At 48.0% G+C, this 25,204-nt stretch carries 27 protein-coding genes and 4 tRNA genes; 22 read left to right on the top strand and 9 right to left on the bottom strand.

The genetic code is table 11. The annotated features are described in order from the left end of the window. Window positions 1–113: 113 nt before the first annotated feature. Window positions 114–2,852, bottom strand: a complete 2,739-nt coding sequence (gene polA / locus FXV75_RS15265) for a DNA polymerase I (RefSeq protein WP_148835468.1) — start codon at window positions 2,850–2,852, stop codon at window positions 114–116. Window positions 2,853–3,092: 240 nt separating this feature from the next. Here polA and FXV75_RS15260 point away from each other — a divergent pair, with 240 nt between their 5' ends. The 8 genes from FXV75_RS15260 to znuB all read left to right on the top strand — a co-directional run bounded on the left by FXV75_RS15260 (window position 3,093) and on the right by znuB (window position 9,168). Then, on the top strand, window positions 3,093–4,055 hold the full coding sequence (locus tag FXV75_RS15260) for a homoserine kinase (protein WP_148834760.1): 963 nt from the start codon (window positions 3,093–3,095) through the stop codon (window positions 4,053–4,055). A gap of 22 nt (window positions 4,056–4,077) precedes the next feature. After that, window positions 4,078–4,644 carry a DUF1007 family protein gene (locus FXV75_RS15255; RefSeq protein WP_262368573.1) on the top strand — a complete coding sequence of 189 codons (567 nt, stop codon included), beginning with the start codon at window positions 4,078–4,080 and terminating at the stop codon, window positions 4,642–4,644. Between the two features lie 34 nt (window positions 4,645–4,678). After that, window positions 4,679–5,314, top strand: coding sequence for a LysE family translocator (locus FXV75_RS15250; RefSeq protein WP_148835466.1), 636 nt, complete (start codon window positions 4,679–4,681; stop codon window positions 5,312–5,314). Window positions 5,315–5,347: 33 nt separating this feature from the next. Then, a complete protein-coding gene (locus tag FXV75_RS15245) occupies window positions 5,348–5,962 on the top strand; it encodes a MarC family protein (protein ID WP_148834756.1) in 615 nt (204 codons plus the stop codon). Between the two features lie 147 nt (window positions 5,963–6,109). Next, entirely contained in the window at window positions 6,110–7,042 is a 933-nt protein-coding gene (locus FXV75_RS15240) for a nickel/cobalt transporter (RefSeq protein ID WP_148834754.1), read from the top strand. Continuing rightward, on the top strand, window positions 7,042–7,551 hold the full coding sequence (locus FXV75_RS15235; RefSeq protein ID WP_148834752.1) for a Fur family transcriptional regulator: 510 nt from the start codon (window positions 7,042–7,044) through the stop codon (window positions 7,549–7,551). Before FXV75_RS15240 ends, FXV75_RS15235 begins: the two co-directional genes overlap by 1 nt. Further along, window positions 7,548–8,336, top strand: coding sequence for a zinc ABC transporter ATP-binding protein ZnuC (gene znuC / locus FXV75_RS15230; RefSeq protein WP_148834750.1), 789 nt, complete (start codon window positions 7,548–7,550; stop codon window positions 8,334–8,336). Before FXV75_RS15235 ends, znuC begins: the two co-directional genes overlap by 4 nt. 40 nt (window positions 8,337–8,376) lie before the next feature. Beyond that, window positions 8,377–9,168, top strand: a complete 792-nt coding sequence (znuB, locus tag FXV75_RS15225) for a zinc ABC transporter permease subunit ZnuB (RefSeq protein WP_148834748.1) — start codon at window positions 8,377–8,379, stop codon at window positions 9,166–9,168. Here the strand turns inward: znuB and FXV75_RS15220 are convergent. The 3 genes from FXV75_RS15220 to FXV75_RS15210 form a co-directional block, all read right to left on the bottom strand. Continuing rightward, a complete protein-coding gene (locus tag FXV75_RS15220) occupies window positions 9,165–9,356 on the bottom strand; it encodes a zf-HC2 domain-containing protein (protein WP_148834746.1) in 192 nt (63 codons plus the stop codon). The two genes, znuB and FXV75_RS15220, sit on opposite strands and share 4 nt — an antisense overlap. Continuing rightward, complete coding sequence (locus FXV75_RS15215) at window positions 9,353–9,985, bottom strand: RNA polymerase factor sigma-70 (RefSeq protein WP_148834744.1); 633 nt, start codon at window positions 9,983–9,985, stop codon at window positions 9,353–9,355. Before FXV75_RS15215 ends, FXV75_RS15220 begins: the two co-directional genes overlap by 4 nt. A 66-nt stretch (window positions 9,986–10,051) precedes the next feature. Then, window positions 10,052–10,606 carry a gamma carbonic anhydrase family protein gene (locus FXV75_RS15210; protein ID WP_148834742.1) on the bottom strand — a complete coding sequence of 185 codons (555 nt, stop codon included), beginning with the start codon at window positions 10,604–10,606 and terminating at the stop codon, window positions 10,052–10,054. Window positions 10,607–10,775: 169 nt separating this feature from the next. Between FXV75_RS15210 and prlC the strand changes: the two genes are divergently transcribed. Then, window positions 10,776–12,806 carry an oligopeptidase A gene (gene prlC, locus FXV75_RS15205; RefSeq protein ID WP_148834740.1) on the top strand — a complete coding sequence of 677 codons (2,031 nt, stop codon included), beginning with the start codon at window positions 10,776–10,778 and terminating at the stop codon, window positions 12,804–12,806. A 20-nt stretch (window positions 12,807–12,826) separates the two neighbouring features. Continuing rightward, window positions 12,827–13,087, top strand: a complete 261-nt coding sequence (locus FXV75_RS15200; protein ID WP_148834738.1) for a YheV family putative zinc ribbon protein — start codon at window positions 12,827–12,829, stop codon at window positions 13,085–13,087. A 97-nt stretch (window positions 13,088–13,184) separates the two neighbouring features. Here the strand turns inward: FXV75_RS15200 and FXV75_RS15195 are convergent, their stop codons facing one another. The 5 genes from FXV75_RS15195 to FXV75_RS15175 form a co-directional block, all read right to left on the bottom strand. After that, window positions 13,185–15,095 carry an amylosucrase gene (locus FXV75_RS15195; protein WP_148834736.1) on the bottom strand — a complete coding sequence of 637 codons (1,911 nt, stop codon included), beginning with the start codon at window positions 15,093–15,095 and terminating at the stop codon, window positions 13,185–13,187. A gap of 267 nt (window positions 15,096–15,362) precedes the next feature. Next, window positions 15,363–15,905 (bottom strand): DUF3750 domain-containing protein, encoded by a 543-nt coding sequence (locus FXV75_RS15190; protein ID WP_148834734.1) that lies wholly within the window; start codon window positions 15,903–15,905, stop codon window positions 15,363–15,365. A gap of 99 nt (window positions 15,906–16,004) precedes the next feature. Continuing rightward, window positions 16,005–16,643: an NAD(P)H-dependent oxidoreductase gene (locus FXV75_RS15185; RefSeq protein WP_148834732.1), complete on the bottom strand. Its 639-nt coding sequence runs from the start codon at window positions 16,641–16,643 to the stop codon at window positions 16,005–16,007. Window positions 16,644–16,826: 183 nt separating this feature from the next. Beyond that, window positions 16,827–18,170 (bottom strand): GH1 family beta-glucosidase, encoded by a 1,344-nt coding sequence (locus tag FXV75_RS15180; RefSeq protein ID WP_148834730.1) that lies wholly within the window; start codon window positions 18,168–18,170, stop codon window positions 16,827–16,829. A gap of 190 nt (window positions 18,171–18,360) precedes the next feature. Next, window positions 18,361–18,804 carry a GNAT family N-acetyltransferase gene (locus tag FXV75_RS15175; protein ID WP_148834728.1) on the bottom strand — a complete coding sequence of 148 codons (444 nt, stop codon included), beginning with the start codon at window positions 18,802–18,804 and terminating at the stop codon, window positions 18,361–18,363. A gap of 137 nt (window positions 18,805–18,941) precedes the next feature. Between FXV75_RS15175 and FXV75_RS15170 the strand changes: the two genes are divergently transcribed. The 12 genes from FXV75_RS15170 to rplA all read left to right on the top strand — a co-directional run bounded on the left by FXV75_RS15170 (window position 18,942) and on the right by rplA (window position 25,195). Next, window positions 18,942–20,150 (top strand): alpha/beta hydrolase, encoded by a 1,209-nt coding sequence (locus FXV75_RS15170; RefSeq protein ID WP_262368572.1) that lies wholly within the window; start codon window positions 18,942–18,944, stop codon window positions 20,148–20,150. A gap of 25 nt (window positions 20,151–20,175) precedes the next feature. Then, window positions 20,176–21,129, top strand: a complete 954-nt coding sequence (locus FXV75_RS15165; protein WP_148834726.1) for a biotin--[acetyl-CoA-carboxylase] ligase — start codon at window positions 20,176–20,178, stop codon at window positions 21,127–21,129. Further along, on the top strand, window positions 21,113–21,859 hold the full coding sequence (locus tag FXV75_RS15160) for a type III pantothenate kinase (protein WP_148835463.1): 747 nt from the start codon (window positions 21,113–21,115) through the stop codon (window positions 21,857–21,859). The genes FXV75_RS15165 and FXV75_RS15160 overlap by 17 nt, the downstream gene beginning before the upstream one ends. Continuing rightward, window positions 21,856–22,554 (top strand): SPOR domain-containing protein, encoded by a 699-nt coding sequence (locus tag FXV75_RS15155; protein ID WP_148834724.1) that lies wholly within the window; start codon window positions 21,856–21,858, stop codon window positions 22,552–22,554. The genes FXV75_RS15160 and FXV75_RS15155 overlap by 4 nt, the downstream gene beginning before the upstream one ends. A gap of 74 nt (window positions 22,555–22,628) precedes the next feature. Beyond that, a tRNA-Tyr gene (locus FXV75_RS15150) sits at window positions 22,629–22,712 on the top strand. Window positions 22,713–22,715: 3 nt separating this feature from the next. After that, a tRNA-Gly gene (locus FXV75_RS15145) sits at window positions 22,716–22,790 on the top strand. A gap of 1 nt (window position 22,791) precedes the next feature. Beyond that, window positions 22,792–22,867 (top strand) — tRNA-Thr (locus FXV75_RS15140). Between the two features lie 115 nt (window positions 22,868–22,982). Then, a tRNA-Trp gene (locus FXV75_RS15135) sits at window positions 22,983–23,058 on the top strand. Window positions 23,059–23,098: 40 nt separating this feature from the next. Further along, the gene (gene secE, locus FXV75_RS15130; RefSeq protein WP_148834722.1) at window positions 23,099–23,467 is read left to right on the top strand and encodes a preprotein translocase subunit SecE; all 369 of its coding nucleotides are present in this window, start codon (window positions 23,099–23,101) and stop codon (window positions 23,465–23,467) included. Between the two features lie 9 nt (window positions 23,468–23,476). Further along, window positions 23,477–24,010: a transcription termination/antitermination protein NusG gene (gene nusG / locus FXV75_RS15125; protein ID WP_148834720.1), complete on the top strand. Its 534-nt coding sequence runs from the start codon at window positions 23,477–23,479 to the stop codon at window positions 24,008–24,010. A 49-nt stretch (window positions 24,011–24,059) separates the two neighbouring features. Continuing rightward, window positions 24,060–24,494, top strand: coding sequence for a 50S ribosomal protein L11 (gene rplK, locus FXV75_RS15120; protein WP_111608618.1), 435 nt, complete (start codon window positions 24,060–24,062; stop codon window positions 24,492–24,494). Beyond that, window positions 24,494–25,195 carry a 50S ribosomal protein L1 gene (rplA, locus tag FXV75_RS15115; protein WP_148834718.1) on the top strand — a complete coding sequence of 234 codons (702 nt, stop codon included), beginning with the start codon at window positions 24,494–24,496 and terminating at the stop codon, window positions 25,193–25,195. The genes rplK and rplA overlap by 1 nt, the downstream gene beginning before the upstream one ends. The last annotated feature ends 9 nt before the right edge of the window (window positions 25,196–25,204 follow it).

Raw genomic sequence — 25,204 nt, 5'->3', positions numbered from 1 at the left:
GTCTCGGGACGCAGGACAAGCTTTGTATATTGCAAGAGGTTTTTATTGGTAATAAAAAGGCCTTTGATGACTCAAAAGCCTTTCTGTATTTTTAAACTAGAGTAGCGCTTATCTTAATGTGCCTCGTCCCAGTTGTCTCCAACCCCAGCCTCAACAAGCAGTGGCACATCAATCTGACTACTATTCTGCATGATATCGACAATCTTTGCCTGCGCAGCCTCTAAATCTTTCTCAGCCACTTCGAAGATGAGTTCATCGTGTACTTGCAGGATCATTTTTACGTCTAGGTCGGTGTCGGCGAGCCAGTGGTGCATCTTGATCATGGCACGTTTGATGATGTCGGCGGCGGAGCCTTGCATTGGGGCGTTGATCGCGGTGCGTTCGGCGGCTTGGCGCATCATGGCGTTTTTCGCTTTGATGTCGGGCAGGTACAAGCGGCGGCCGTAGATGGTTTCGACGTAGCCTTTTTCTTTCGCGCTTTCGCGGGTGTTTTCCATGTATTGCTGCACGCCGGGGTACCGTTCGAAGTAGCGCTGTATGTATTTCGCGGCTTCTGGGCGGCTAATGCCAAGTTGCTTCGCTAGGCCAAACGCCGACATGCCGTAGATCAGGCCGAAGTTGATGGCTTTGGCGCGGCGGCGTTGTTCGCTGGTGACCTCGTCTAGGCTGACGTCAAACACTTCTGCGGCGGTGGCTTTGTGCACATCAGCGTCTTTGGTAAAAGCATCAAGCAGGCCTTTGTCTTGTGACAAATGCGCCATGATGCGCAGTTCCACTTGTGAGTAATCGGCCGCGAGCAGTTTGTAACCGGTTGGCGCGATAAAGGCTTGGCGAATGCGACGGCCTTCGGCGCTACGAATCGGGATGTTTTGCAAGTTCGGATCGGTCGATGATAAACGGCCCGTGGCAGTGATGGCTTGATGGTAAGACGTATGAATACGGCCGGTTTTCTGGATCATTTCTGGCAGTTTGTCGGTGTAAGTCGATTTCAACTTAGACAAAGTACGATGTTCCATGATCAAGCGTGGCAGTTCGTGCTCCAATGCCAGTTCTTGCAAGATAGGTTCCGCGGTCGACGGCTGGCCTTTTGGCGTTTTCTTGATGATCGGCAAGCCTTGTTTCTCGAACAAGATGACTTGCAGTTGTTTTGGTGAGCTGAGATTGAAGCTTTCACCGGCTTCTTCGTGGGCTTTGATTTCCAGCTCTTGCAGCTTGCCAGCGATTTCGCTGCTTTGAATATGCAATAATTCTGGGTCGATCAAGGCGCCGGTTTGTTCCATTTTCGCCAAGACAGGAATCAACGGGCATTCGATGTCTTTGAAAATACTGACGAGTTCCGGTGTTTGTTCGACTTGAGGCCAAATGGCTTGGTGAAGGCGCAAGGTGATGTCGGCGTCTTCGGCGGCGTAAAAGGCGGCTTGTTCAAGGTCGATTTCATTGAAGGTTTTTTGCTTTTTGCCTTTGCCTGCCAATTCTTCAAAGCTAACACAAGTGTGGTCGAGGAATTTTTTCGCCAGTGTGTCCATGTCGTGACGCGAGCTGACGGAATTGTACACGTACGATTCCAGCATGGTGTCGTACGCGATGCCACGCAAGGTAATGTCGTAGTTGTTGAGCACGTTGGCGTCGTATTTTAGATGTTGGCCAACTTTGGCTTTGCTGTCGTCTTCCAACCAAGGTTTGAGCTGTTCGAGCACCCAAGCGCGATCGAGCTGTTCTGGCGCGCCTTCGTAGTCATGGGCAAATGGCACATACGCGGCTGTGCCAGCTTCTACCGAGAACGACACGCCAACCAGTTCCGCTGCCATGTAGTTTAGGCTGGTGGTTTCGGTGTCGAAGGCCGTCAGTTCAGCGGTTTGGATAGTGGTTAGCCACGTATTGAACGAGGCTTTGTCGAGTACAGTTTCGTAGTTCGCTTCGATGTTGGACGCAACGGGCGCGGCCGCTTGGCCATCGTTGTTCGCGACGGTATCACTGGCGTCTTCAACACTGGGCGCTTTATCTAAATCGCTCAGCCAGGTTTTGAATTCCATTTTGGCGAACCATTCTTTCAGCACTTCTTTGTTGGCTTCGCCGTTTTTTAGCTCAAGAGAGTTAAAGGGCAATTCCACGTCGCATTTGATGGTCGCCAAGGTGTAAGACAGCTCGGCCATGTCTTTGTTGTCTTCCATTTTTTGCTTCAGGGTTTTCGAACCACGAAAGCCCAAGGCGGCGATGTCATCGAGACGTGTGTAAATGTCTTTGATGCTGCCCAAACCTTGCAATAAGGCAAGCGCGGTTTTTTCGCCTACGCCTGGTACGCCCGGAATGTTGTCGACTTTGTCGCCCATGAGCGCAAGGTAATCGATGATGAGTTCGGGCGGAATGCCAAATTTGTCTTTCACGCCTTGAATGTCCATGACGGTGTTGTTCATGGTGTTCACCAGCGTAACTTTGTCGGTAACCAGTTGCGCCATGTCTTTGTCGCCGGTGGAAACGACGACCTCGCGGCCTGCTTCGCCCACTTGTTTGGCGATGGTGCCGATCACGTCGTCGGCTTCCACGCCATCAATGATGACCAGAGGCAAGCCCATGGCTTCGACCATTCGATGGATTGGCTCAATTTGCGGACGAAGGTCGTCGGGCATGGGCGGACGGTGCGCTTTGTATTCGCTGTAGATCTCATCGCGGAAGGTTTTGCCCTTGGCGTCGAAAATGATCACCATGGGGGAATCTGGGTAGGTTTTGATTAGGCTGCGGATCATGCTGATCACACCGCGCGTGGCGTTGGTTGGGTGACCATCGCTGGTGTGCATCGGTGGAATCGCATGAAAAGCTCGGTAAAGGTAAGACGAGCCGTCTACCAAGATCATGGGAGTTTGTATCGTTGAATCCGTAGCCAAAATAGAACCTCTTTATGAATCGGCGATTATTGGCGTCTATTCTAAGCATTAACGAGGATTTTTTCAGTCTTAATTCGGCATTGATTTTCGTCATTAAGACATGATGACGGTAAAATTAAGACGGTTCGAATTGACCTTTTGTCGCTTATTGTGGAGCATAGGCGTTTTATTATTTGCGTCATTTTTTGATCATCAATTAGGTAGCACAACTTGGCAGTTTACACATCCCTTTCAGACTCTGACATGCGGGCCTTAGTGGCCGATTATTATTTAGGTGAACTGATCTCGTTCCAAGGTATTTCTGGTGGCGTTGAAAACACCAATTACTTTCTAACCACGACGACAGGCAAGTATGTGGTGACTTTGTTCGAAGAGTTTGAGCTGGAAGAAGTGCCTTATTTTTTGGATGTGGTCGCGCATTTAAAACACAAGGGCTTCAATGTACCTGCGGCCTTGATCGATATTCATGGCGAGCGTTTGCGCGAAGTAAATGGCCGCCCCGCGATCATTGTCGACTGTTTCCCCGGCGGCGAGCTAAAAAGTACCGACGTGACCTCTTGCCGATTAATGGGCGAGGCGCTGGCGAAGTTGCACATGGCCGGTGAAGATTTCCCCGAGCATCGCGACAGTCACCGTGGTGTGGCGTGGTGGCACAAAACCAGCCAAGCGATCAAAGCCGAACTGGAGCCGGCGCAAGCTGAATTGTTGCTGTCGCAAATTGCTGAATTTGATGCCTTTATTGCTGAACACGACGACTTGCCCAAAACCACCATTCATGGGGATTTGTTCTACAACAACACCCTGTTTGAAGGCAACAAACTGTCGGCGATCATTGACTTTTATAACGCTTGTCATTCGTGGGCCATGTACGATTTGGCCATTGTAGTGAACGACTGGTGTTCAGACATGGCCACCGGTGAGTTAGATCACGCCAAATACCGAGCCTTATTAAAAGCGTATTTGCATGAGCGCGACGCGACGCCAGAAGAAGCGTTAGCGTGGCCTTATATGTTGCGCATTGCGGCGTTGCGGTTTTGGTTATCGCGTTTAGAAGCCTGGCATGGTGCCAAGCACGATCCTGTTCGTTTGGCACAACAGCATGACCCGCTGGAGTTTCAGCGTATTTTAGAAGCAAGAGTACGCTTCACACCGAGTTTGGGGCCATCACTATAGCGAGACAGTCTTTATGGAGAGTGTGAAGCGTTTTTTGTTGTGTTTGTGCATAACGGCTTTATTTGCTGAATCGGTCATGGCACACCCTCATGTGTGGGTGGATTCGCAATATCGCGTGACCGTCAATCAAGCCAATGTGGCGCATTTGGAAGCGACTTGGGAGTTGGACCTTTTCACTTCGACCAGTTTGGTTGCGGAATACGACCTCAACGGCGACGGGGAATTCACCGGGCAAGAAAAACTCGACATGATCGAGGTGCTGCAAAGTTTCGACCAATACGGTTACTTCATCAAGCTCAAGTTAGATGGCGCTGATTTAGTGCCAAAAGGTGTGCATGTTGACGATGTGCGCATCCGTGATCAAATGCTCTGGGTGCGTTTAGGCATTGAATTGCCCGCCGCCGTAAATTTAGAAACCTCCACGTTAAGTATGGCGTTTGGTGACGATGAATTGTATTTTGCCATGGAGCCGTTAGAAGAAGGTTTGGTGTGGTTGACAGGCGCGTTATCGGAAACCTGTACGCCGATGGAGCGTGAAGCTACTGAAACCTCCGTGGCAGTTTGGGTCGATCTGACCTGCCGGTCTTAAGTCGTTATAGTGTCAGGATGAGAAGCAAATGTTAATGTTAGAGCATTTCCAATGGTTACCTTTTTTGGCGGCGATTACCGTGCTGACCATGAGTCCGGGTGTGGACACAATCATTGTGATGCGCAACGCCGCGTCGGGCGGGTGGCGGTTGGGCTTTTTGACCAGTTTGGGCATTTGCATGGGGCTGTTTGCTCACGCGACAGTATCGGCACTGGGGTTGTCGGTGATCTTGCTGGGTTCAGCAGGCTTGTTTACGGCGTTCAAATTAGTGGGGGCGGCGTATTTGGTGTATTTGGGTGTGCAAGCCATTCGCAGTGCGATGAAGCCCATTGGTATGACGTTTCAAGATGCGAGCTCAACGAAAATCTTAACCGCGTGGGGCGGCTTTCGTCAGGGCATTTTGTCGAATGTATTGAACCCAAAACCGATTATTTTTTATATGGCATTTTTGCCGCAATTTATTGATCCAAGCCATTCGGCTTTGGCGCAATCTCTTTTTATGGCCTCCCTTCACTTTATCATAGCGATGGTGTGGCAAACGTTTCTGGCGCTGATGGTTCATAAAGCGCGAGTCTGGCTGGCGCGACCAAAAGTGGCGCAAGCGTTGGATGGCTTAACTGGCGTATTGCTGGTGGGCTTTGGTGTAAAACTCGCATTGAGTCAGCGCTGATCGCGTTGTTGAGTGCTTCTTTGGTTGTCCTATATGAGTTTATTGATTTCGACTTGGATTAAGTTCTTTTTCCTATTTGCGCCTTTTTTTGTGTTGTCTATGTTTCTTGCGTTAACGCGTGGAGAGACCGCTGCGACACGTAAACAGGTTGCGAATAAAGCCATTATTGCGTCCGTGGCGATTGCTCTTGTGTTGTTGTTTTTTGGTGGCAGTCTGTTTGCTGTGCTGGGTATTACGTTGGATTCTTTCCGTATTGGATCTGGGATTCTGCTGTTTATGTCAGCATTAAGCTTGGTACGCGACGGCACACGAAACCATGCGGTGGGCATGCCCAGCGAAGAGCGCGACGATGTGTCGGTTGTGCCATTGGCCGTACCGACGATTATTGGCCCTGCGACGATTGGTACCATTTTAGTCTACGGTGCTGAGCTGCAAGGCTGGGATTTGTTCATCGGCCTGATGGGGTTGTTGCTTGCCCTGGGCACTTTGGCGATTATTTTGTATTCCGGCTCCTTGATCGAAAAAATACTTGGCCGAACCGGTCTAAACGTATTGTCTAAAATTACCGGATTGATTTTGGCTGCGATGGCGGCACAAATCTTTATGAGTGGGGTGATGGGATTTTTACAGCCTCAGCTCGCATCTTAAGGCTTTTATACTTTACCAAATTAGCGCTGAGAAATTTCGTCCCTAGATTATTCCATCCAATGTGGCGTTTTTTCACCTTGGCTTCTCCTTAGGATTTAATTGTTATACCATAACAAAATTATATCCAACTTTGAGTGAGAGCCAATTATGGCGAAATACGTCGCTTTCTTTTTACTGTCATTCTCATTGCTTTACAATCCTGCTTATGCGGCATTTGAAATGTCAGTCTATCAAGAGTTTATCCGCTGGATTATGTCTCAGCAGGCGACTTTTCACCGTGAGTTGGTGTCTTTAGTACGTTCCATAAGTAAAGAAGGCAGCCCTGTACTGTTGTGGGGATTAATTTCTACCAGCTTTTTTTACGGTGTGTTTCATGCAGCGGGTCCAGGTCACGGCAAAGCGGTCATTTCGGCGTATATGCTTGCGAGCAAAGCGCCTTTGCGTCGCGGTGTCAGTTTGTCGTTTGCGTGCGCGGGTGTGCAAGCGGTAATGGCGATCGTGGTCATTCTGGTTTTGAGTCAGATTTTCTCATTAGCCGGTAAGGCCATGCAAATCAGTCGTTTTTTTGAAATGACCAGTTTTGCGGCCGTTGGCTTGATTGGGGTTTGGATTTTAGTGCGTTTGCTGCGAGGGGAATCTGGCTGCGGCCATGATCACTCTCATGACGATTCTCATGAACATAGCCACGGTCATGAACATAGCCACGACCATGCTTGTTGTGCGCATCATGAAGAGGAAACGAAAACCGCGCGACGCAGTATTTGGGCGATGGTGGGCGCTGTGGGTATTCGGCCTTGTACGGGGGCCATTTTAGTTTTGTTGTTTTCTCTGAGTACCGGCATTTTCTGGTGGGGGGTTGTCGCTACTTTTGCAATGGCTTTGGGGACCGCGATTACGGTCGCTATTTTAGCGGGAGTCAGCGTGTTTATACGTGATACCAGTTTGTCATTAAGCAATGAGCATCAAATTTGGCGACAACGTGTTTCTCGTGCGTTTGGCTTTTTTGCGGCCACGGCTTTGATCATTATCAGTGTTTCCATGATTTGGAGTTATCTGAGTAACGCTGGGAGGGCATTTTAATGGCTAAACAAGATTTACACCACAATGAACATGATGTACGCCACGATCATGATCATTGTATTGATACGGCGTTGGCCACCGCAGAAACGCTGTGTATTCAGCAAGGGCAGCGCCTAACAAAAGTACGCCGTCGAGCATTGGAGTTGATTTGGGAAAGTCATCGCCCTCTTGGCGCCTATCAGCTATTGGCAAAATTAGCCGAAGAAGGCTTTAACTCGGCGCCTCCTACTGTGTATCGTGCGTTGGATTTTTTGTTGGCGGCGGGCTTGGTTCACAAGGTGGAATCGATGAACGCGTACCTTGGCTGCGCTCACGCGGATAAGGTTCACAAAGGCTATTTCTTAATTTGCGATGAATGCCGCAATGTCATGGAATTTGATTACCAAGACATTCACGCGGCGCTGATCGAAAAGGCCGCTCAACAGGGCTTTGAACTGCGTGCAGAAACCATTGAGCTAACGGGGCTGTGCGCGAAATGTAAGGCCAAAGCGGTGGGAGAAAATGCATGAATAAGCGCTTGGTTGCCTTTGAAAAAATAGGCATTGCGTTTGATGGACGCGTTTTGTTGGAAAGCATTGATATGACCATCAGCGAAGGTGAAATTGTGACCCTGATTGGCCCGAATGGCAGCGGCAAAAGCACGCTGATTCGTACCTTGCTCGGTTTGCAAGAAGCGACGTCTGGCAAGGTGGTTCGTCACAAAACGCTGCGCATTGGCTACATGCCGCAAAAGCTGCACATCGATCCAACCTTGCCATTAACGGTGAAGCATTTCTTGGCGTTGGTACGCGGTGTGGATAAACGTCAAATTCTGCCAACCCTCGAAAAGGTTGGCATTGGGCATTTGTTGCAGTCGCAAGTGCATGTGTTGTCTGGCGGCGAAACGCAGCGAGTGTTGTTGGCGCGGGCCTTGTTGAATAAGCCGAATTTATTGGTATTGGATGAGCCTGTGCAAGGCGTGGATGTGAATGGCCAAGTGGAGCTGTATAACCTGATCGAAAGCATTCGTAACGAGCTAAATTGTGGTGTGTTGATGGTGTCTCACGATTTGCATTTGGTGATGGCGAAGACAGACACCGTGGTGTGTATCAATCAACATGTCTGTTGTTCGGGTAGCCCACAACATGTTACTGGGCACCCTGCGTATCAGGCTTTGTTTGGTGTACCTGGTGCTGACGAATCCATCGCGATTTATGCCCATCAGCACGATCATGTTCATGACGAACACGGCAGCATTTTAGTGGACGAGGGCGATGCACATGCCCACGATAATTCCCATTGTCATCATCATTAAGTGTGTCTTGATTTAGCCCTGTTTTGGAGTTGGTAATACCATGTTAGATCTTTTGCTCAGAGCCTTGTTAGGCGGATTGGGAGTGGCGTCTGTCGCAGGGCCGTTAGGGGCGTTTGTGGTGTGGCGACGCATGGCGTATTTTGGCGATACGTTGGCGCATTCGGCGCTGTTGGGTGTGGCCTTGGGCTTTTTATTAGACATCAATTTGAATCTTGCGATTATTGTTTTATGTGTTGGTCTAGCCTTGGTGTTAGTCACTTTGCAGAAGAAACACATTATCGCGACCGATACTTTACTGGGGATTTTGGCGCATTCGGCGCTGTCACTGGGCTTAGTGGCGGTGAGCTTCCTCGATAATATTCGCATTGATTTGATGGCGTATTTGTTTGGGGATTTGCTGGCGATCAGTCAAGCCGATGTGTATTGGATTTATGGTGGCGGCGTGACGGTGATTGCCTTATTGGTGGTATTTTGGAAGCCGCTGCTGGCCGTGACGGTGAACGAAGAACTGGCAAAAGTGGAAGGGTATCCTGTTGAGGCGATTCGTCTGTTATTGATGTTGCTGGTGGCTTTGGTGATTGCGGTGGCGATGAAAATTGTCGGTGTATTGCTAATCACGTCTTTGATGATTATTCCAGCCGCCACGGCTCGTAAATTATCGCAAACACCGGTACAAATGGCGTCAATTGCGAGTGTCATCGGCTGCTTGTCTGTGTGCGGTGGCCTATGGGCGTCCTATCGTTGGGACACACCAACGGGGCCAAGTGTCGTAGTGTGCGCGGCGATGTTGTTTTTGGTGGCTTACACTCTGCCGTTTAAACGCCTGCGTTAGTCCTTGTTGGACTCTTTTGTCTTTGCGTATGACTTTGACATAGCGCGAATGTCTTCCATTTGCTTGCCAAATTGGCGACACGGTGTGCAAATCGCCGTGTGCATTGCCAGGGCAATTTTCTCTTTTGCGCTTAATGGGCGATCCAGTTTTTCCGATAGCATCTGAGTCGCTTGTTTGCACTTCATCATGTGGCGTTCTCCTTTTGAAACCAGTGGTCTTCTAGGCACTCTCGTAAACGCAAACGCGCGCGGTACAAGGTGACATTCAGACTACTGACGGATACGTCTTCATTATGGCAAATTTCGCTGGTGTCCATTTCAAGAAACTCGCGCATCATAAATAATCGACCGTACTTGGCAGGCAGCGCATTCAAGCAAGCATCAAAAACTTTCCAAAAATGCGCGTTTTCTACACCGTGATCCGGTTGATCCCATTTTTTTGGGCGCTCGTCTTTTTGCCAATGGCCGTTTTCCTCGAACAAATGTTCAATGAGCGCGTCGCCGCTTAGATTCGGGCCCTCTTCTAGTTGGCTGGCTGCCGTGTGACGCTTTTCTTTGCGTAACAAATCGATAATCTTATTTTTTAATATGGAAAACACCCAAGTCTTAAACGCGGCTTGGCGAGCAAAACGATCAATGTTTTGATACGCCGATAGCATGGCTTCTTGTACGGCGTCTTCCGCTAACTGGCTGTCTCGCACCTGCAGGGTGGCAAATTTCAACATTTGCAGGCGCAACTCATCGATAAAAGCCGTGTCATGAAAGACGTGGCTTGCTGCTGAAGGTTCCATCTCAACAGCGAGGTTCATGTTCGTCATTTATGCCTCGCAGGGTATCAGATAGTTAGACGGCGTTCCCGTTGGCTATCTTACACTTTGGTGGTGTTATTTTTGGGTGTCTTGAGCGTGTGCTTCCGCAAGGTATTCGTCTTTGAGTTTGACGTAGTTCAGTCCTGCGTATTGGAAGTATTCGGTTTCTTTGTCGTTCAATGGGCGGATTTGTTTTACCGGAGAGCCCATGTACATAAAGCCTGTTTCTAAACGTTTACCAGGTGGTACCAAAGAACCTGCGCCTATGATGACTTCATCTTCAATCACCGCGCCGTCCAAAATTGTTGTGCCCATGCCAACTAAAACTCGGCTGCCAATGGTGCAACCATGCAACATCGCCATATGACCGACAGTTACGTCGTCGCCAATTTCCAAAGGGTGACCTTCGGGTTTGTAAGTGCTGGCATGGGTAATGTGCAAGCAGGAATTGTCTTGAATGCTGGTGCGAGCACCAATACGAATACGATGCATGTCGCCACGAATGGCCACCAAAGGCCAGACGGAACTGTCTTCACCAATGGTCACATCGCCAATAATCACTGCGCTGTCATCGACCCAAACACGGTCGCCTAGTTGTGGTGTTTTGCCACGAAAAGATTTCATCACCATAAATACTCGCTTAAAGGGGTTATCGCCAATCCATTGCGTTAAAAAATGAAGGAACTATTAACACAATAGGCGTTTATGCATTGAAAAAGAGTTAAGACAACCTATCTTAGTAAGCATAGTATTGACCAATGCAATACAGCGTTCAATTAATATAAAAGGATATCACGATATGTCACAGTCTGTATGGGACGCGACCAGCTTACCGAATTTTACCGACGTCGATGTAGCGAACATCGAAGCGGATCTAGAGAAACTACTGAAGCATAATCAATCGGCAATAGACGCCTGTGTGAGCGAAAATACGCATCCAACATGGGAAAGCCTTGTTTTGCCTTTGGATCAATTGCACGACGACCTAAACAATTTTTGGTCGCCAATTGGCCATTTGAATTCCGTAAAAAACACCCCAGAATTGCGTGCGGCTTATAACGCCTGCTTGCCAAAATTGACACAGTTTTATACGGATCTTGGCCAGAACAAAGCCTTGTATCAAGCTTATAAAAATCTTGCTGAAAGTGAAGCGGCAAAAGAGCTGAATCAAGCACAAACCGAAGCCTTAACTCAAACGATCCGCGATTTCGAATTGTCTGGTGTGGGTCTAGAAGGCAACGTCAAGAAACGCTATGGCGAGATCAGCCAGCGTTTGTCTGAGTTGGGCAGTCAGTTTGGTGAAAACGTGTTGGATGCGACACAAGCCTGGAGCAAGTTAATCACTGACGAAAGCGAACTGTCTGGTTTGCCAGAATCTGCGTTGGCACAAGCCAAACAAATGGCCGAAGCCAAAGAAAAAGACGGCTGGTTGTTCACCTTAGATTTTCCTTCTTACATGCCAGTAATGAGTTACGCCGACAATGCCGAACTTCGCGAAGAAATGTACCGCGCTTTTGCAACGCGCGCGTCTGATCAAGGCGGCGACATCAAGTTTAATAACGCGCCTTTGATCGATGAAATTCTGCAATTACGTCATGAGATGGCGCAGATTTTAGGGTTCGATAATTACGCGGAATTGTCCGTTGCGACCAAAATGGCCGACAACGGACAGCAGGTGATTGATTTCTTAGATGACTTAGCGAAAAAATCAAAAAGCTCGGCAGAACAAGATCTTGCGCAGCTAACATCGTTCGCGAAAGACGAAAACGGCGTGGAAAAATTGAACGCTTGGGACATGACGTACTACGCGGAAAAATTGCGTCAGCATAAGTACAGTATTTCTCAAGAAGAACTGCGTCCTTACTTCCCAATGAACAAGGTTTTGTCTGGATTGTTTCACGTGGCACAAACCTTATTTGGTGTGGACATTCGCGAAGAAAAAGATTTCGACAGCTATAACAAGGACTTGCAGCTTTTTACTATCAGCAAAGATGGGGAAGACGTTTCTCGTTTCTACCTAGACCCGTACGCGCGTGAAGCAAAACGTGGTGGTGCATGGATGGATTCTTGCCGTACTCGTCGTCGTTTGAGCGACAACCGTTTGCAATTGCCGATCGCGTATTTGGTATGTAATTTTACGCCACCTATCGGTGACAAACCGGCTTTGTTGACGCACGACGAAGTCACCACCTTGTTCCACGAGTTTGGTCATGGTTTGCACCACATGTTGACCCAAGTGGATGTGTCTTCTGTATCGGGTATTAACGGTGTGGCGTGGGATGCGGTCGAGTTGCCAAGTCAATTCATGGAAAACTGGTGCTACGAACCAGAAGCATTGGCTCATATTGCCGGTCATTACGAAACGGGCGAGCCGTTGCCACAAGACTTGTTAGACAAGATGCTAGCAGCGAAAAACTTCCAATCCGGCATGCAGATGATGCGTCAGTTGGAATTTTCCTTGTTCGACTTCCGTTTGCATATGGAGTACCAAAAAGGCATTTCTGTTCAATCGGTTATCGACGATGTGCGCAGTAAAGTCGCGGTGACTACACCGCCTGAGTTTAATCGTTTCCAAAATAGCTTCTCGCATATCTTTGCAGGCGGTTACGCGGCCGGTTACTACAGCTACAAATGGGCTGAAGTCTTGTCCGCTGATGCGTTTTCAAAATTTGAAGAAGACGGCATCTTCAATAAAGATACCGGTGCACGCTTCCGTGATACCATATTGGCAAATGGCGGCTCCCGTCCGGCAGCGGATTTGTTCGCTGAGTTCCGTGGTCGTGAGCCAAGTACCGATGCCTTATTGAGACACAGCGGCATCGCGGCGTAGAGGTTAGAAGGTGTAAGGTTATGACAGTAAAACGCTTTATCGCTGGGGCGGTGTGCCCTCGTTGCAGTGAGATGGATAAGATTCGTGCATGGCGCGATGACGACGCTGAAAAGCAATATCGTGAGTGTATCTTATGCGGTTATACGGACGAGCAATCGACCATTGTTCAGGCGCAGCCAACGGAGATTCCAACTCGAGTGAATCAACCGCACAGCAGCGCACCGGATGCCGAAGAAGTTGTAATCAACTTCATTCCAAACCCTGGGATGACCAAGCACTGATTCTTCTTCAACAATATGAAGGTGACTAAAAAACGGGCTTACTTTTACAGTAAGCCCGTTTTTTTATTGCTGTATTTTCTGAACAGAAAACACGAAATTAAGGCTGGGTAAGCCAGAGAATATCCAGTGGCTCGATTGCCACTAACCCAAGCAAGTCAATGTTCTGGTCCGTTAAGAAATCGACAGCAGTGTGTTGTCCAAGAAGATCGCTGAGTGGTTTCGCAAGCGAAACGCGGTGTTCGCTCAAGTTGGCAATGACCAATAAGGTATGTTCGCCTGACGTTCGCTTAAACGCAAACAGATGTTCGCTGTTGAGTGACATCAGTTCAAATTGGGTTGCACCAAAAATCGGATTGGCTTTGCGTATTTGAATCATGTCTCGAATTAACCGAGCGATTTTACCTTGCGGCGCTGAAAGGTCTTCGGCCAGTTTGAAATCTTGTTGTGTAATTTTTTTACGATGCACCCAGCGGCTGTCGTCGACTTTTGTTGTGTCGCTAAGGTAGTCATTGTTATTGAGTACGCCAAGGTCATCGCCTTGGTACAGCAGCGGAATCCCTGGCATGGCGAAGTTAATACCGTTCAACAGACGGATGCGCATCAGAGCATGATCGAGTAACACGGGGTCGTTGGCTTGTACGGCTTTTTCAACACCTGCGAGGGATGCTAGGGTGCCGCACACTCGGCAGTCGCCATTGACGGGGTTTTCTTGAAAAGGTACGCCTGCAGCGAAAGATCCGTCAAATTGACCTGTATAGAATTGGTTTAAGAACTGTCGATGACCGTGACCGTTTATGCCCAACCGCTCAGAAATTGCATCGTCCCATAACCAGCCGATGTCGTCGTGACAGCGTATGTAGTTTACCCAAGTCGTGTGTTTCGGAATTTGAAAGCTGCGTTCCAGGGATTGATACAATAGCGACGTTTTTCGTGTCGCTAGACTTTCCCATAATAACGCCATCATCAAAGGGTTATACGATAAGGTGCATTCATCGGCGCCTATGTATTTGTTGACTTCATCTGGGTGTACGATGGCTTCTGACTTGAATACCACCTGCGGCGCTGCGATGTCTAAGCACGCCTTGAAGGCTTTGATGAGGTTGTGTGCTTTGGGTAGATTTTCGCATACGGTGCCTTTTTCTTTCCACACGAATGCCAGCGCGTCGAGCCGTAACACGTCGCATCCGTTTAATACCAAGTGCAGCATTTCATCCACAACGGCCACAAAGACCGCGGGATTTGTATAGTTTAAATCCCATTGGAATGAATTAAAGGTAGTCCAAACGTGGCTGTTGAGCTTAGGGTAATGGGTGAAGCTTCCACGACGTACTTGGGGGAAAATTTCGCGTACAGTGCGGTTGTATTCAGCGGCTTCATCTTCGCCTAAAAAATAATAATATTCCTGGTACTCTTTGTCTCCCGATTGCGCTGCTTGCGCCCATCGGTGTTCGTCTGACGTGTGGTTGAAGACAAAATCCAGCACCATACGAATGCCTTTTTTATGTAAGGCGGATGCGAGATTTTTTAGATCTTTGTTGGTGCCAAGGGTGGGCGCGACGGTTCTGTAATCAGAAATGGCATAACCACCGTCACTGTTCCCTTCAGGTGATAAATACAATGGCATTAAGTGAACATAATTCACGCCCAGCGACTCAAAGTAGGGGATTTTTTCGATCAATGAATTTAAGTCATCGGCCAACAAGTCGACATACACGGCAATGCCGACGTTTTTATTCGATTCAAACCAAAATTCGGATTTATCTTTTATTTGAGCGGGACGCTTTTTTTTCTGAAAGTCGATAAACGATTGCAATAACATTTTTAGGTGATAGTGCAAATCGAAACAATGACCATAGAGTGGGAACAGTTGTTCGAACAGCGCGGGGAAATGAAGAGTAAACCGTTGCTCATAGGTCAACTTTTGTTGCACGGTGAGCTGGCTGAAATCCAATTCCAATAAAAGACGCTGCTGTGTTTTTTGTGCTTCGAAAGCGACATCCAGAGCCATGTTTTTTGCCTTTTTTCGAGGCTCGTGATGATTCACGAGCATGAGTTATTGTTACCGAGAGAAGCGCGTTAGGCCAAAAAGTTAGGGTGGAAAGGTCACTTTCAAGACAGGGTTGAGACGCTTTATTTTCCAGTGAGAAAACGTAGCGTAAGGCGTATGACGGGTCAATATGGGGGCGTTCTAAATAATGACTTAATTTATGAGGCGTCGCGTCGTCCCATAAATTAAGTGTTTGTCTTTAAGCTTAAGAGAAATCGAAAGCCAACACTAGGGCCGATGATGCGCGTAGCCGCTGCCAATGGCGCTGAAAGGCATGTCTAGGTGCAACTCCGGCACTTGCAAACCCAGCCAAGTGGGGAAGGTGTTGCTGTTAGGGCCCGGAAACACCGTATATTCATTCGCCCAAGGATAGCGCTTAACGGCGTCACGAATTTGTGGAATCAATTCGTCGGCTTTTGGCCCAATGATCGACAGCACTTTTTTGGGTTTTGCGCCGAACCAGTAGCGGTCTGGTGTGGTTGTGCTGTATTCAGACAGCGCCGGTAAGCCGCGACGTACTCGCCAGCCAGTGACTTCATACACCGTGTATTCTGCGGCGTTGGCTTCTTTGATCGCAACCCAAGTGTGCACCGCAAACCAACCACGCCAACTGAATGCATCGGCCGCATAGAACTCGATCACTGCGGCTTTTTCTTCACTTGGTAAGGGCGAAATGCCTGCTGGTTCTCGGCTGGCCGTTCGCCAGTTATCATTCGTTGAACAGGCGCTTAACAACCACGCGAGAAATAGAACACTTAAGATTTTCATCATCTTCGAACCTTGTCTATTGTTAGGCTTTGTTTACGCCAGTACGGCGTAAACAGTGGAAAAGCGCCTTGATGTTCAGTGCATGTTTTTTAGTACCTGTTTTTAGTTCATTTCAGTGATGAACTGTGCTTTGGAGCGGCGGATTTTTTTAAGATCTTTTAGCCAATCGCCTTCTTCGGCACGGTAACCCAAAGGCAGCAAGATAACAGAGCGTAAGCCGCGTTCGGTAAGGCCTAAAATCTCGTCAACTTTTACAGGATCAAAGCCTTCCATTGGTGTGCTGTCGACACCTTCTTCAGCGGCGGCAATTAACGCGGTGCCTAGTCCTATGTACGCCTGACGCGCAGCGTGTTGGAAGTTAACATCGGCATCACGTGGCGGGTATGCGCCCAAGATCATTTTACGGTAGTTTTCCCACCCTTCGTTCACGAAACCGCGTTCGTCGTTGACGAGGTCGAACATCTGGTTAATGCGTTCTTCGGTGTAGTTATCCCACGCGGCGAACACTAATAAATGGGAGCCATCGGTGATTTGGGCTTGGTTCCAAGCATGCGGAACGATGGCTTCACGCAAGGCCGTATTCTTCACGACAACTACTTCGTAAGGCTGTAAGCCACTGGACGTGGCGGTTAGGCGAATTGCTTCTAAAATACGTTCTACTTTTTCTTCTTCGACGACTTTGCTCGAATCCATTTTTTTGGTGGCGTAACGCCAGTTCAATTTATCCAATAAATTTGACATTGTGTTTCCTCGGTTTAATTCGGTGTACCCGTATTGAAGCAATATGGGTCACTTGTAAGCGAAGTTCAAGGTGAGGATTGAGCATCAAGTAAGGAAGCGGCCTCAAGATGGAGGCCGCTGGAGTAAGTGTCTATTAAGCGTCTGTCTGTTTGATTGTTTTTACGGGTGCCTGTCGTGGGGGGATTAACCTGCTCGGCTGTCCATTAATGCGCGGTAAGCGTGTCCGCTGCGCTTCATTGTTCGCTGTTGCGTTTGATAATCCACATAAATTAGACCAAAGCGTTTGCTGTAGCCTTCGGCCCACTCGAAGTTGTCCATCAGGCTCCATGCAAAGTAGCCACGAATGTCGACGCCTGCTTCTATGGCATGATGTACGGCGTTTAAGTGGCTGTGTAGGTATCGTACTCTTTGTTCATCGTTTATGTCGCCATCGATGTTGTGGTCAGCGCAGGCCATGCCATTCTCGGTAATATAGAGAGGCGGTAATCTGTACTGTTTGTTGAGATTCACTAGCAGCTCGGTAAAAGCGTGAGGGGCAATTTCCCAGCCGATGTCGGTGTATTCTACGGGCTGAGCGTTTTTGACGTCTTTGAAGAGATGGTTGGCGTCATAGGCATTGTGGTTGCAGGTGTAATAGTTCATTCCTAAAAAGTCGATCGGCTGAGAAATGATCGCCATGTCGCCCGGTAAAATATTCGGTAAGTATTGAGGTGCGACCTTATTAAGCAGTTGAGGGTATTGGCCTTTCATAAGTGGTTCGATAAAGAATTGATTATCAAGTATGTCGCGCATTAGGCAAGCAAACTGGTCTTCGGCTTTTTCACTGGCGGCGTAAGAGCGGTTCATATTGAGTACAATGCCGACCTGAGCGTTCGGTGCGTTGTGTCGAATAACGGGCAAGGCCAAGCCATGGGCGAGTAAAATATGATGGGCGGCCTGTCTGCCATATTCTGGTTTGCTTAACCCCGGCGCGTGAATACCGAGTTCGTACCCCAAAATGGCGGCGCAGAAAGGTTCGTTAAAGGTCGCCCAGCTGTCGACCCATTCGCCTAATGCGTTGCTTACGATGTCAGCGTAGTGTTTAAATTGGTACGCTGTTTCTCTGTTCAGCCAGCCACCTTTGTCTTCTAAGTATTGTGGTAAGTCCCAATGATACAGAGTGACAAAGACGGTTAGCCCTTCCGCTTTGAGGCGGGTTAATAAGCGTTGATAAAAGTCGAGTCCAGCTTGGTTGGCTTCGCCTTGCTCGTTCATAACCCGTGGCCAGGCGATCGACAAACGGTACGCATCGACGCCAAGATCTTTGATCAGTGCAATGTCTTCTTCCCAGCGATGATAGTGATCGCATGCTTGCTCACCGTTGTCGCCCCCTTTGACTTTACCCGGGGTCGCACAAAAGGTATCCCAGATCGACGTGAGGCGATGATCGGCGTCGGTTGCGCCTTCAATTTGAAAAGAGGCGGTTGCCACGCCAAAAATAAAGTTGGGGGCAAGCATTTTTGACTGCGATGGTAAGCTAATTGGCATAGAATCCTCTGTTTTTATATAGGGTCTTATCGCAACGATAATGTCTGCCATTAAAGGTACTGGAGGGGCTTTTAGATGGTCAACTGGTGTGGCGTGGTTTTAGAGATTTAAGCCAGATTAAGTGTTTTTTAAGTTCGTTTTACGTGTTTTTGGGCGTTTTTTTAAAGACAGCGTTCACTTGTTAAGTTTGTTAACATGATGGATTAACGTAACGCATCGCGGTTATGCCTCGGCCTTGTGCCTGATAGGCAACAAAGCGAGTTTTAAGTGCTTCTGGTAACATGTCGGTAGAAATAATCGTAAAATGATGACGAGTGTAAAAGTCCACAAGAGGGTTAAACGCGAAACAATAGCTGGGCGTTTGAGTCAATAAGGGTTTAATGTCGTTCAATAAGCGACTGGCTAGACCTTGATTGCGGTGCGACGGCGCGGTAACCATGGCGGTTAGCAGTTGATTTGGCGAGCATTGTTTGAGCCTAACCGCACAAAGGATATTGCCGCCATTTTTAATCGCCCAAATGGGGTCGGCTTTATTGGGTTTGCCGCTAGGATAATGAGCCTGATAGAACTTTTTGACCAGTGGGAACCACAGTGAAGGAACTCGTTCTGCCTGAGGATAAGGTGGGTTCGTCATCGTTAAGAATACGTTTGAGTAAGTTAAAGGTAAGTAGCGCCTGTATGCTCGATAGTAACATAGCTTATGGGTGTGAACAGCGTCGCTTTTTTTTGGGTGGATACAAAAAGTGCAAAATGAAAAATGAGAGCCATGTAATGAAAGCTGTGCTAATACGTCAAAAAATACGCCTTTGGTGTGTGTGCCTTTTGGCTTTGCCTGGAGTTAATCTTGCTGTGGCAGCGGATAACGTGTCGCCCTTTGTGTACGAGGCAGATGAGTCTTTCTCGCGGTATACAGAGCGGGCAGAGCGCTATCTTGAAGGTCGTAAAATCTGGGTAAACCCTGATGATAAAGCGAGAGAGTTGGCTGCGGTGATGCCGTTTGAGCGGCGCCCCGATGCCGACCGTTGCGAAGGGGCAGCGAAAATCGGTGTGCTTTTATCTCATGGGCTATCGGATTCCCCTTTTTCTATGCGAGATTCGGCTGCAGCGTTACAGGCTGCGTGCTATCAGGTTCGAGTCATTTTGTTCCCGGGGCACGGTACGAAAGCGGAAGATCTGCTGACAGTCACGCGTGAGGATTGGCGTGACGCATTTCGCCACGCCGCCGATCAGTTTCGTGAAGAAGTCGATGTCTTGTACGTGGGTGGCTTTTCGACGGGCGGGGCGTTGGCGACAGAATACGCGTGGCAGCATGCTGATTCCGTAGCGGGCGCGATCTTGTTTTCGCCTGTGTTTAAGGTTAATAGCGTTGTGGATTGGCTTTCTCCCTGGTTGGCATTCGTAACAGATTGGCTGGATCATGAGCCGAGTGATGATTTTGCAAAGTACGCGTCTATTCCTGTACCGGCGATTGCTCAGGTGTATAAATTATCAAAAGAAGTTAAGAATCTGGTGATGGATCATCCTAAAACCTTACCGGTATTTATGGCGCTATCCGAGGACGATCAGACCGTTGATGCTTCCGTGTCAGAAAATGTTTTTAAGCAGGGTATGATAGGGTCAAAAAGCCAAATGGTGGTATACAGCCGAGAGCAAATGAGCGCCAATTCGGATCGTATTAAGGTATTTAATACCGACTGGCCGATGTCCAAAATCACGGGGCTGTCGCATATGGCAGTGCACGGTAGCCCAGAAAATCCGTATTATGGTGAAAACGGTGAGTATCGTATTTGTACATGGTATTGGTCTGATCAGCCTTTGTATCAAACTTGCCGTACCGATGCGGACAATTGGTATGGGGAGCGATCTAAGCTGTTATCAAAAAAGAGCCCTCATGCGGCCAGAATATCTTGGAACCCTAATTTTAATGGCTTGATGAAAGAAATTGTTTTCTTTACACGAGCAAATGCGATTAACGAGTGAATAATACAGTGACGGGAGCGTTTTGATGCAGACTGTTTTGGCGTTGCTGAGCGACAATGAATTTCATTCGGGCGAAGCGCTGGGTGCCGCCATGGGAGTGACTCGTGCGGCGGTGTGGAAGAAGCTGAAAAAACTAGAATCGATTGGTGTGACCGTGCATTCAGTGAAAGGGCGAGGGTATCGTTTGCCTTCGCCACTAGAGTTATTGTCTGAAGAGGCGCTTCGTCAACACGGTGTGCCGGATGACGTTGTTGTGCAACTGGCGTTTGAAACGGAGTCAACCAATGGCGATGCTAAGCAATATATTGCCGATGGGCGACCTTTGCCCGTGTTGTTTTCGGTAGAGCGCCAAACGAAAGGGAAAGGGCGCCGTGGTCGTCAATGGGAATCAGGCGTGGCGAAAAATATCACCTTTTCTTTTGCTTGGCGTTTCGATAATGGCCCCAGTGTTGTTGAAGGGTTGAGCCTTGCGGTGGGTGTGGCGGTGGCGCGAGTGCTAAAAAAAGTAGGCATTCCCAACCCTGGGTTAAAATGGCCAAACGATGTTCAAATAGAAGGTCAAAAAATCTGCGGTATTTTGTTGGAAATGGTGGCAGATCAAGATGTGTGTCATGTCATTATTGGTATTGGGTTGAACGTCGAGATGGACGTGACGGTCATGACTCAAGTGGATCAACCCTGGACAGATCTCGCTTCACGATTAAAAACGCGCCCAAGTCGTAACCTGATCTTGGCTGAGCTTGCTAAAGAGTTAGTCAGGCTGTGTGAGTTGTTTGAAGAAGGTCATGGGATGAAGCACTTCCAGCATCACTGGCAAGCTTATGATGTGTTATTTAACCAGCCAGTTACTGTGAGTACTGTGTCCCAGCAGCGTCATGGTATTGCGCGAGGCATAGACGAAAACGGTGCCTTGTTGTTAGAAGAAAAAGGCGAGCTGGTGGCGTTACATGGAGGAGAGATCAGTGTCCGGCGCAGCTAATATTCTGGTTGTCGATGCGGGCAATACCAGCGTGAAATTTACCGCATTTCATGGTGATGATGTGTTGTGGGTGCATCGAGATACTTATCCAGTAGAAAAAAAATTCGAGCCTCACATACTGTATTTTGCGAGTGTGCGCTCTAAGGAGCACAGCCTTTCATTGCAGGTCGAATTGCAAGCCCGTTTCCCGTTAAGCCAATGGCTCACACTTTACAGTCAGGCTAAGGCGTGTGGCGTTTTCAATGCTTATAGAGAACCAAGTCGGTTGGGTGTAGACCGTTGGTTAGGTGTTGTGGCGGCTCATCACTTAATAAAAGACAAGGTGGTTGTAGTTGATGCCGGAACCGCGATAAAAGTGGATGTGGTTGATTATAGTGGCGTTCATCTTGGTGGGTACATCGCGCCTGGGTTGGCGATGATGGAAGAAGCATTGTTGTCGAAAACCGCTAAAATTCGTTATAACGTGAATGAGATTACGGTTGGGCAAGGTTTACCCAACTCAACGAGAAGGGCGGTAACAGAAGGGTGTTACGAAATGGCACTGGGGCTTTTGGAGCGATTGTACCACCGTTATGCGGATTATCAGTGGGTAGTGACAGGAGGAGATGCGCAAGCTCTATTGCATTTGCTTGGTATTCCTGTGGTGTGCGAATCTAACCTTGTGGCTTTGGGTGCAAAGCGGGTGGGTGATGAATGGTTGAGAAGCAACATGATAAGAGGCAATAAATGAAGTGGCTATTTTTGTTCGTGGTGTTACTCAATGCTGCATTTTTTGGCTGGCAACGTGTTGCTCAGGAAGCCGTAACGAAAAAACAAGATTCGGTGTATGGGCCGCCTACCAGTGAAAAAATTCGATTACTCTCAGAAGTGTCAGCATTAAAGCCAGAGATAGAAGCGTCGGTCTCCGTTGCAAGTCAAGTTGAGCAAGCGTTAAGTAAAGGCTTGAGTGATGACTTAAGGTCGTCTGCGGTCTTTTGTCCGCGTTTAGAAACCGAACACCAAGAAGATAAAAAGCAGATCATTCAGGCTCTCAATGATCTTGGTTGGCCATACAAGGAAAAAGAGTCAACGGGTAAGCGCGCTAAATTTTGGCTTTATATTGCTGCGCCAGAGACGCCAGCTTTAGCTGATCGTATAGTAAAAGAGTTAGCGGCTAAGTCCATAGACAGTTTTGTGATCAATCGTGCAGAGATGAAAAACCGCATTTCGCTTGGTTTGTACTCGTCAAAAGTACGTGCTGAGCAATCGAAAATTAGCATTCAGAATGCGTCAGGTTATGTGGTTGATGTGTATGAGCATATGCGCACCGTGTCTCTTCAGCAGGTTGAGATTGATCAGCCGATTGATGAAAGTGAGTGGGAAGATTTTATGTCTCGCTTTGACCTAAGTAAGATGATGATAAAATTAGAAAAAAATCCCTGCTAGTGCTTGCAATTGATAAAGCGATTCATATAATGGCTCCCACCTTTTGGGGTGTTGCGTTGTAGCGCTGAGTACGTGGAGGGGTTCCCGAGTGGCCAAAGGGAGCAGATTGTAAATCTGCCACGAAAGTTTCGGTGGTTCGAATCCACCTCCCTCCACCATTTGCGGGTATGGTATAGTGGCTATTACCTCAGCCTTCCAAGCTGAAGAGGCGGGTTCGATTCCCGCTACCCGCTCCAGGCTCATGTAGCTCAGTTGGTAGAGCACACCCTTGGTAAGGGTGAGGTCGGCAGTTCAAATCTGCTCATGAGCTCCAGCATTTCATTGCAAAAGATAGGCGGTTAAAACGCCTTTTTTATTGTCTGTTTTTTGGGCAGATACCCTTGCTAAATTTAGCATGTTTGGGTATTATCCTCCGCCCATACGAATGTAGGCCAATAGTTCAATTGGTAGAGCACCGGTTTCCAAAACCGGCTGTTGGGGGTTCGAGTCCCTCTTGGCCTGCCATCTTTCGTATCCTATTTCTTAGTTAGGGATCACCTAAAGTATGAGTTCGAGTACTGAAGCTCAAGCGTCTCGTGGAGATGTGTTTAAGTGGGCGATTGTTGTTCTGCTAGTTGCGGTAGGCGTGATTGGTAATAACTATTATTCTGCTGAGTCACTATTGTATCGTCTAATCGCTATTTTGGTGTTGGCTGGTGTCGCTGGTTTTATTGCACTGCAAACTGTGAAAGGGCAGTCTTTCTTTACTTTAGCTAAAGAAGCCAAGACTGAAATTCGCCGTGTTGTATGGCCGACCAGACAGGAAACCATGCAAACCACCTTAATAGTGTTGGCGGTTGTTGTTTTTATGTCTCTCGTGCTATGGGGGGTGGATTCGTTCCTTGGTTGGGTCGTTTCCTCGGTAATTAGTTAGGAGTTGCTCGTGACCAAACGATGGTATGTAGTACAGGCGTACTCAGGGTACGAAAAGCACGTAATGCGTTCGCTAACAGAGCGAGTGCAGGTTATGGGGCAAGAAGAAAATTTTGGTGACATCTTGGTGCCGACTGAAGAAATAGTCGAGATTCGGGATGGTAAAAAGCGCAAGAGTGAAAGAAAATTCTATCCTGGCTATGTATTGGTTCAAATGGATATGAATGATGCCTCTTGGCATTTGGTTAAAGGTACGTCTCGTGTACTTGGTTTTATTGGTGGTACGGCTGATAAGCCGTCGCCAATAACGACTCGCGAAGCGGACGCCATTCTTCAACGTGTTAGTGATGGTGTTGATAAGCCCCGTCCTAAAACGTTGTTTGAAGTGGGTGAGGTGGTTCGAGTTAATGAAGGGCCGTTTGCTGACTTTAATGGTGTTGTTGAAGAAGTGGACTACGATAAAAGTCGAATCAAAGTGGCTGTGCTTATTTTTGGGCGCTCTACACCGGTTGATTTGGAATTTAGTCAGGTTGAAAAAGCCTGATTTTGTTGAACGGGTAGCCTTAGGGCCGTGACCCAATTGGAGTTAGAAAATGGCTAAGAAAGTCCAAGCTTACATCAAGCTACAAGTTAAAGCGGGTCAAGCGAACCCAAGTCCACCAGTAGGTCCAGCATTGGGTCAACACGGTGTGAACATCATGGAATTCTGTAAAGCGTTCAATGCCAAAACACAAGGTCTTGAGCCAGGTCTTCCAACGCCTGTTATTATCACTGTTTACAGTGATCGTAGTTTTACATTCGAAACGAAATCTACTCCTGCAGCCGTATTGCTTAAAAAAGCAGCTGGTTTGAAGAGTGGTTCTCCACGTCCAAATACTCAAAAAGTAGGTACGGTCACTCGTGCGCAGCTTGAAGAGATTGTTGTTGCTAAGCAGGCTGATCTGACTGCTTCTAACATGGATGCAGCAGTTCGTACGATTGCTGGTAGCGCACGCGCTATGGGTCTAGAAGTTGAGGGTGTGAACTAATGGCTAAATTAACAAAACGCGCTCGTTTGATCGCAGAAAAAGTAGAAGCAACTAAGTTGTATTCAGTGGAAGAAGCGGTTGCGCTTTTGGCTGAGCTTTCTACTGTTAAGTTTAAAGAGTCTGTTGACGTATCTGTTAACCTTGGGGTTGATCCGCGTAAATCTGATCAGGTTGTTCGTGGTTCTACTGTATTGCCTCACGGTGCAGGTAAAGATGTTCGTGTTGCTGTGTTTGCACAAGGTGCAAATGCCGAAGCAGCGAAAGAAGCTGGCGCAGATGTGGTTGGTTTCGAAGATTTGGCCGAGCAGGTTAAAGCAGGCAACCTTGATTTTGACGTTGTTATTGCGTCACCGGATGCAATGCGTATCGTTGGTCAGCTAGGTCAGATTTTAGGCCCACGTGGTCTAATGCCTAACCCAAAAGTTGGCACAGTAACGCCTGATGTTGCAACAGCGGTTAAGAACGCTAAAGCAGGTCAAGCTCGTTACCGTACAGATAAAAACGGTATCATCCATGCAGCAGTCGGTTCTATTGAATTCGCAGCGGATGCTATCCGAGGCAACCTTGAAGCACTTTTGTCTGACTTACGTCGTGCTAAGCCTGCTTCATCTAAAGGTATTTACCTGAAAAAAGTGACTATGTCCTCTACAATGGGACCTGGTCTACAAATTGATCTAGGTGCTCTTACTTCTACGAAGTAAGCATTTAGG

This window comes from Marinomonas sp. IMCC 4694, from assembly GCF_008122525.1.
In the GTDB taxonomy this organism is placed as follows: domain Bacteria; phylum Pseudomonadota; class Gammaproteobacteria; order Pseudomonadales; family Marinomonadaceae; genus Marinomonas.
This window is presented reverse-complemented; position numbering and strand designations above follow the sequence as displayed.

Coding starts and splice junctions, on each gene's coding strand:
- polA (WP_148835468.1), bottom strand. CDS start 2,852: ATGATCTTGGTAGACGGCTCGTCTTACCTTTACCGAGCTTTTCATGCG.
- FXV75_RS15250 (WP_148835466.1), top strand. CDS start 4,679: ATGTTAGAGCATTTCCAATGGTTACCTTTTTTGGCGGCGATTACCGTG.
- FXV75_RS15245 (WP_148834756.1), top strand. CDS start 5,348: ATGAGTTTATTGATTTCGACTTGGATTAAGTTCTTTTTCCTATTTGCG.
- FXV75_RS15240 (WP_148834754.1), top strand. CDS start 6,110: ATGGCGAAATACGTCGCTTTCTTTTTACTGTCATTCTCATTGCTTTAC.
- FXV75_RS15235 (WP_148834752.1), top strand. CDS start 7,042: ATGGCTAAACAAGATTTACACCACAATGAACATGATGTACGCCACGAT.
- znuC (WP_148834750.1), top strand. CDS start 7,548: ATGAATAAGCGCTTGGTTGCCTTTGAAAAAATAGGCATTGCGTTTGAT.
- znuB (WP_148834748.1), top strand. CDS start 8,377: ATGTTAGATCTTTTGCTCAGAGCCTTGTTAGGCGGATTGGGAGTGGCG.
- FXV75_RS15220 (WP_148834746.1), bottom strand. CDS start 9,356: ATGATGAAGTGCAAACAAGCGACTCAGATGCTATCGGAAAAACTGGAT.
- FXV75_RS15215 (WP_148834744.1), bottom strand. CDS start 9,985: ATGACGAACATGAACCTCGCTGTTGAGATGGAACCTTCAGCAGCAAGC.
- FXV75_RS15210 (WP_148834742.1), bottom strand. CDS start 10,606: ATGGTGATGAAATCTTTTCGTGGCAAAACACCACAACTAGGCGACCGT.
- prlC (WP_148834740.1), top strand. CDS start 10,776: ATGTCACAGTCTGTATGGGACGCGACCAGCTTACCGAATTTTACCGAC.
- FXV75_RS15200 (WP_148834738.1), top strand. CDS start 12,827: ATGACAGTAAAACGCTTTATCGCTGGGGCGGTGTGCCCTCGTTGCAGT.
- FXV75_RS15195 (WP_148834736.1), bottom strand. CDS start 15,095: ATGGCTCTGGATGTCGCTTTCGAAGCACAAAAAACACAGCAGCGTCTT.
- FXV75_RS15190 (WP_148834734.1), bottom strand. CDS start 15,905: ATGATGAAAATCTTAAGTGTTCTATTTCTCGCGTGGTTGTTAAGCGCC.
- FXV75_RS15185 (WP_148834732.1), bottom strand. CDS start 16,643: ATGTCAAATTTATTGGATAAATTGAACTGGCGTTACGCCACCAAAAAA.
- FXV75_RS15180 (WP_148834730.1), bottom strand. CDS start 18,170: ATGCCAATTAGCTTACCATCGCAGTCAAAAATGCTTGCCCCCAACTTT.
- FXV75_RS15175 (WP_148834728.1), bottom strand. CDS start 18,804: ATGACGAACCCACCTTATCCTCAGGCAGAACGAGTTCCTTCACTGTGG.
- FXV75_RS15170 (WP_262368572.1), top strand. CDS start 18,942: ATGAAAGCTGTGCTAATACGTCAAAAAATACGCCTTTGGTGTGTGTGC.
- FXV75_RS15165 (WP_148834726.1), top strand. CDS start 20,176: ATGCAGACTGTTTTGGCGTTGCTGAGCGACAATGAATTTCATTCGGGC.
- FXV75_RS15155 (WP_148834724.1), top strand. CDS start 21,856: ATGAAGTGGCTATTTTTGTTCGTGGTGTTACTCAATGCTGCATTTTTT.
- secE (WP_148834722.1), top strand. CDS start 23,099: ATGAGTTCGAGTACTGAAGCTCAAGCGTCTCGTGGAGATGTGTTTAAG.
- rplK (WP_111608618.1), top strand. CDS start 24,060: ATGGCTAAGAAAGTCCAAGCTTACATCAAGCTACAAGTTAAAGCGGGT.
- rplA (WP_148834718.1), top strand. CDS start 24,494: ATGGCTAAATTAACAAAACGCGCTCGTTTGATCGCAGAAAAAGTAGAA.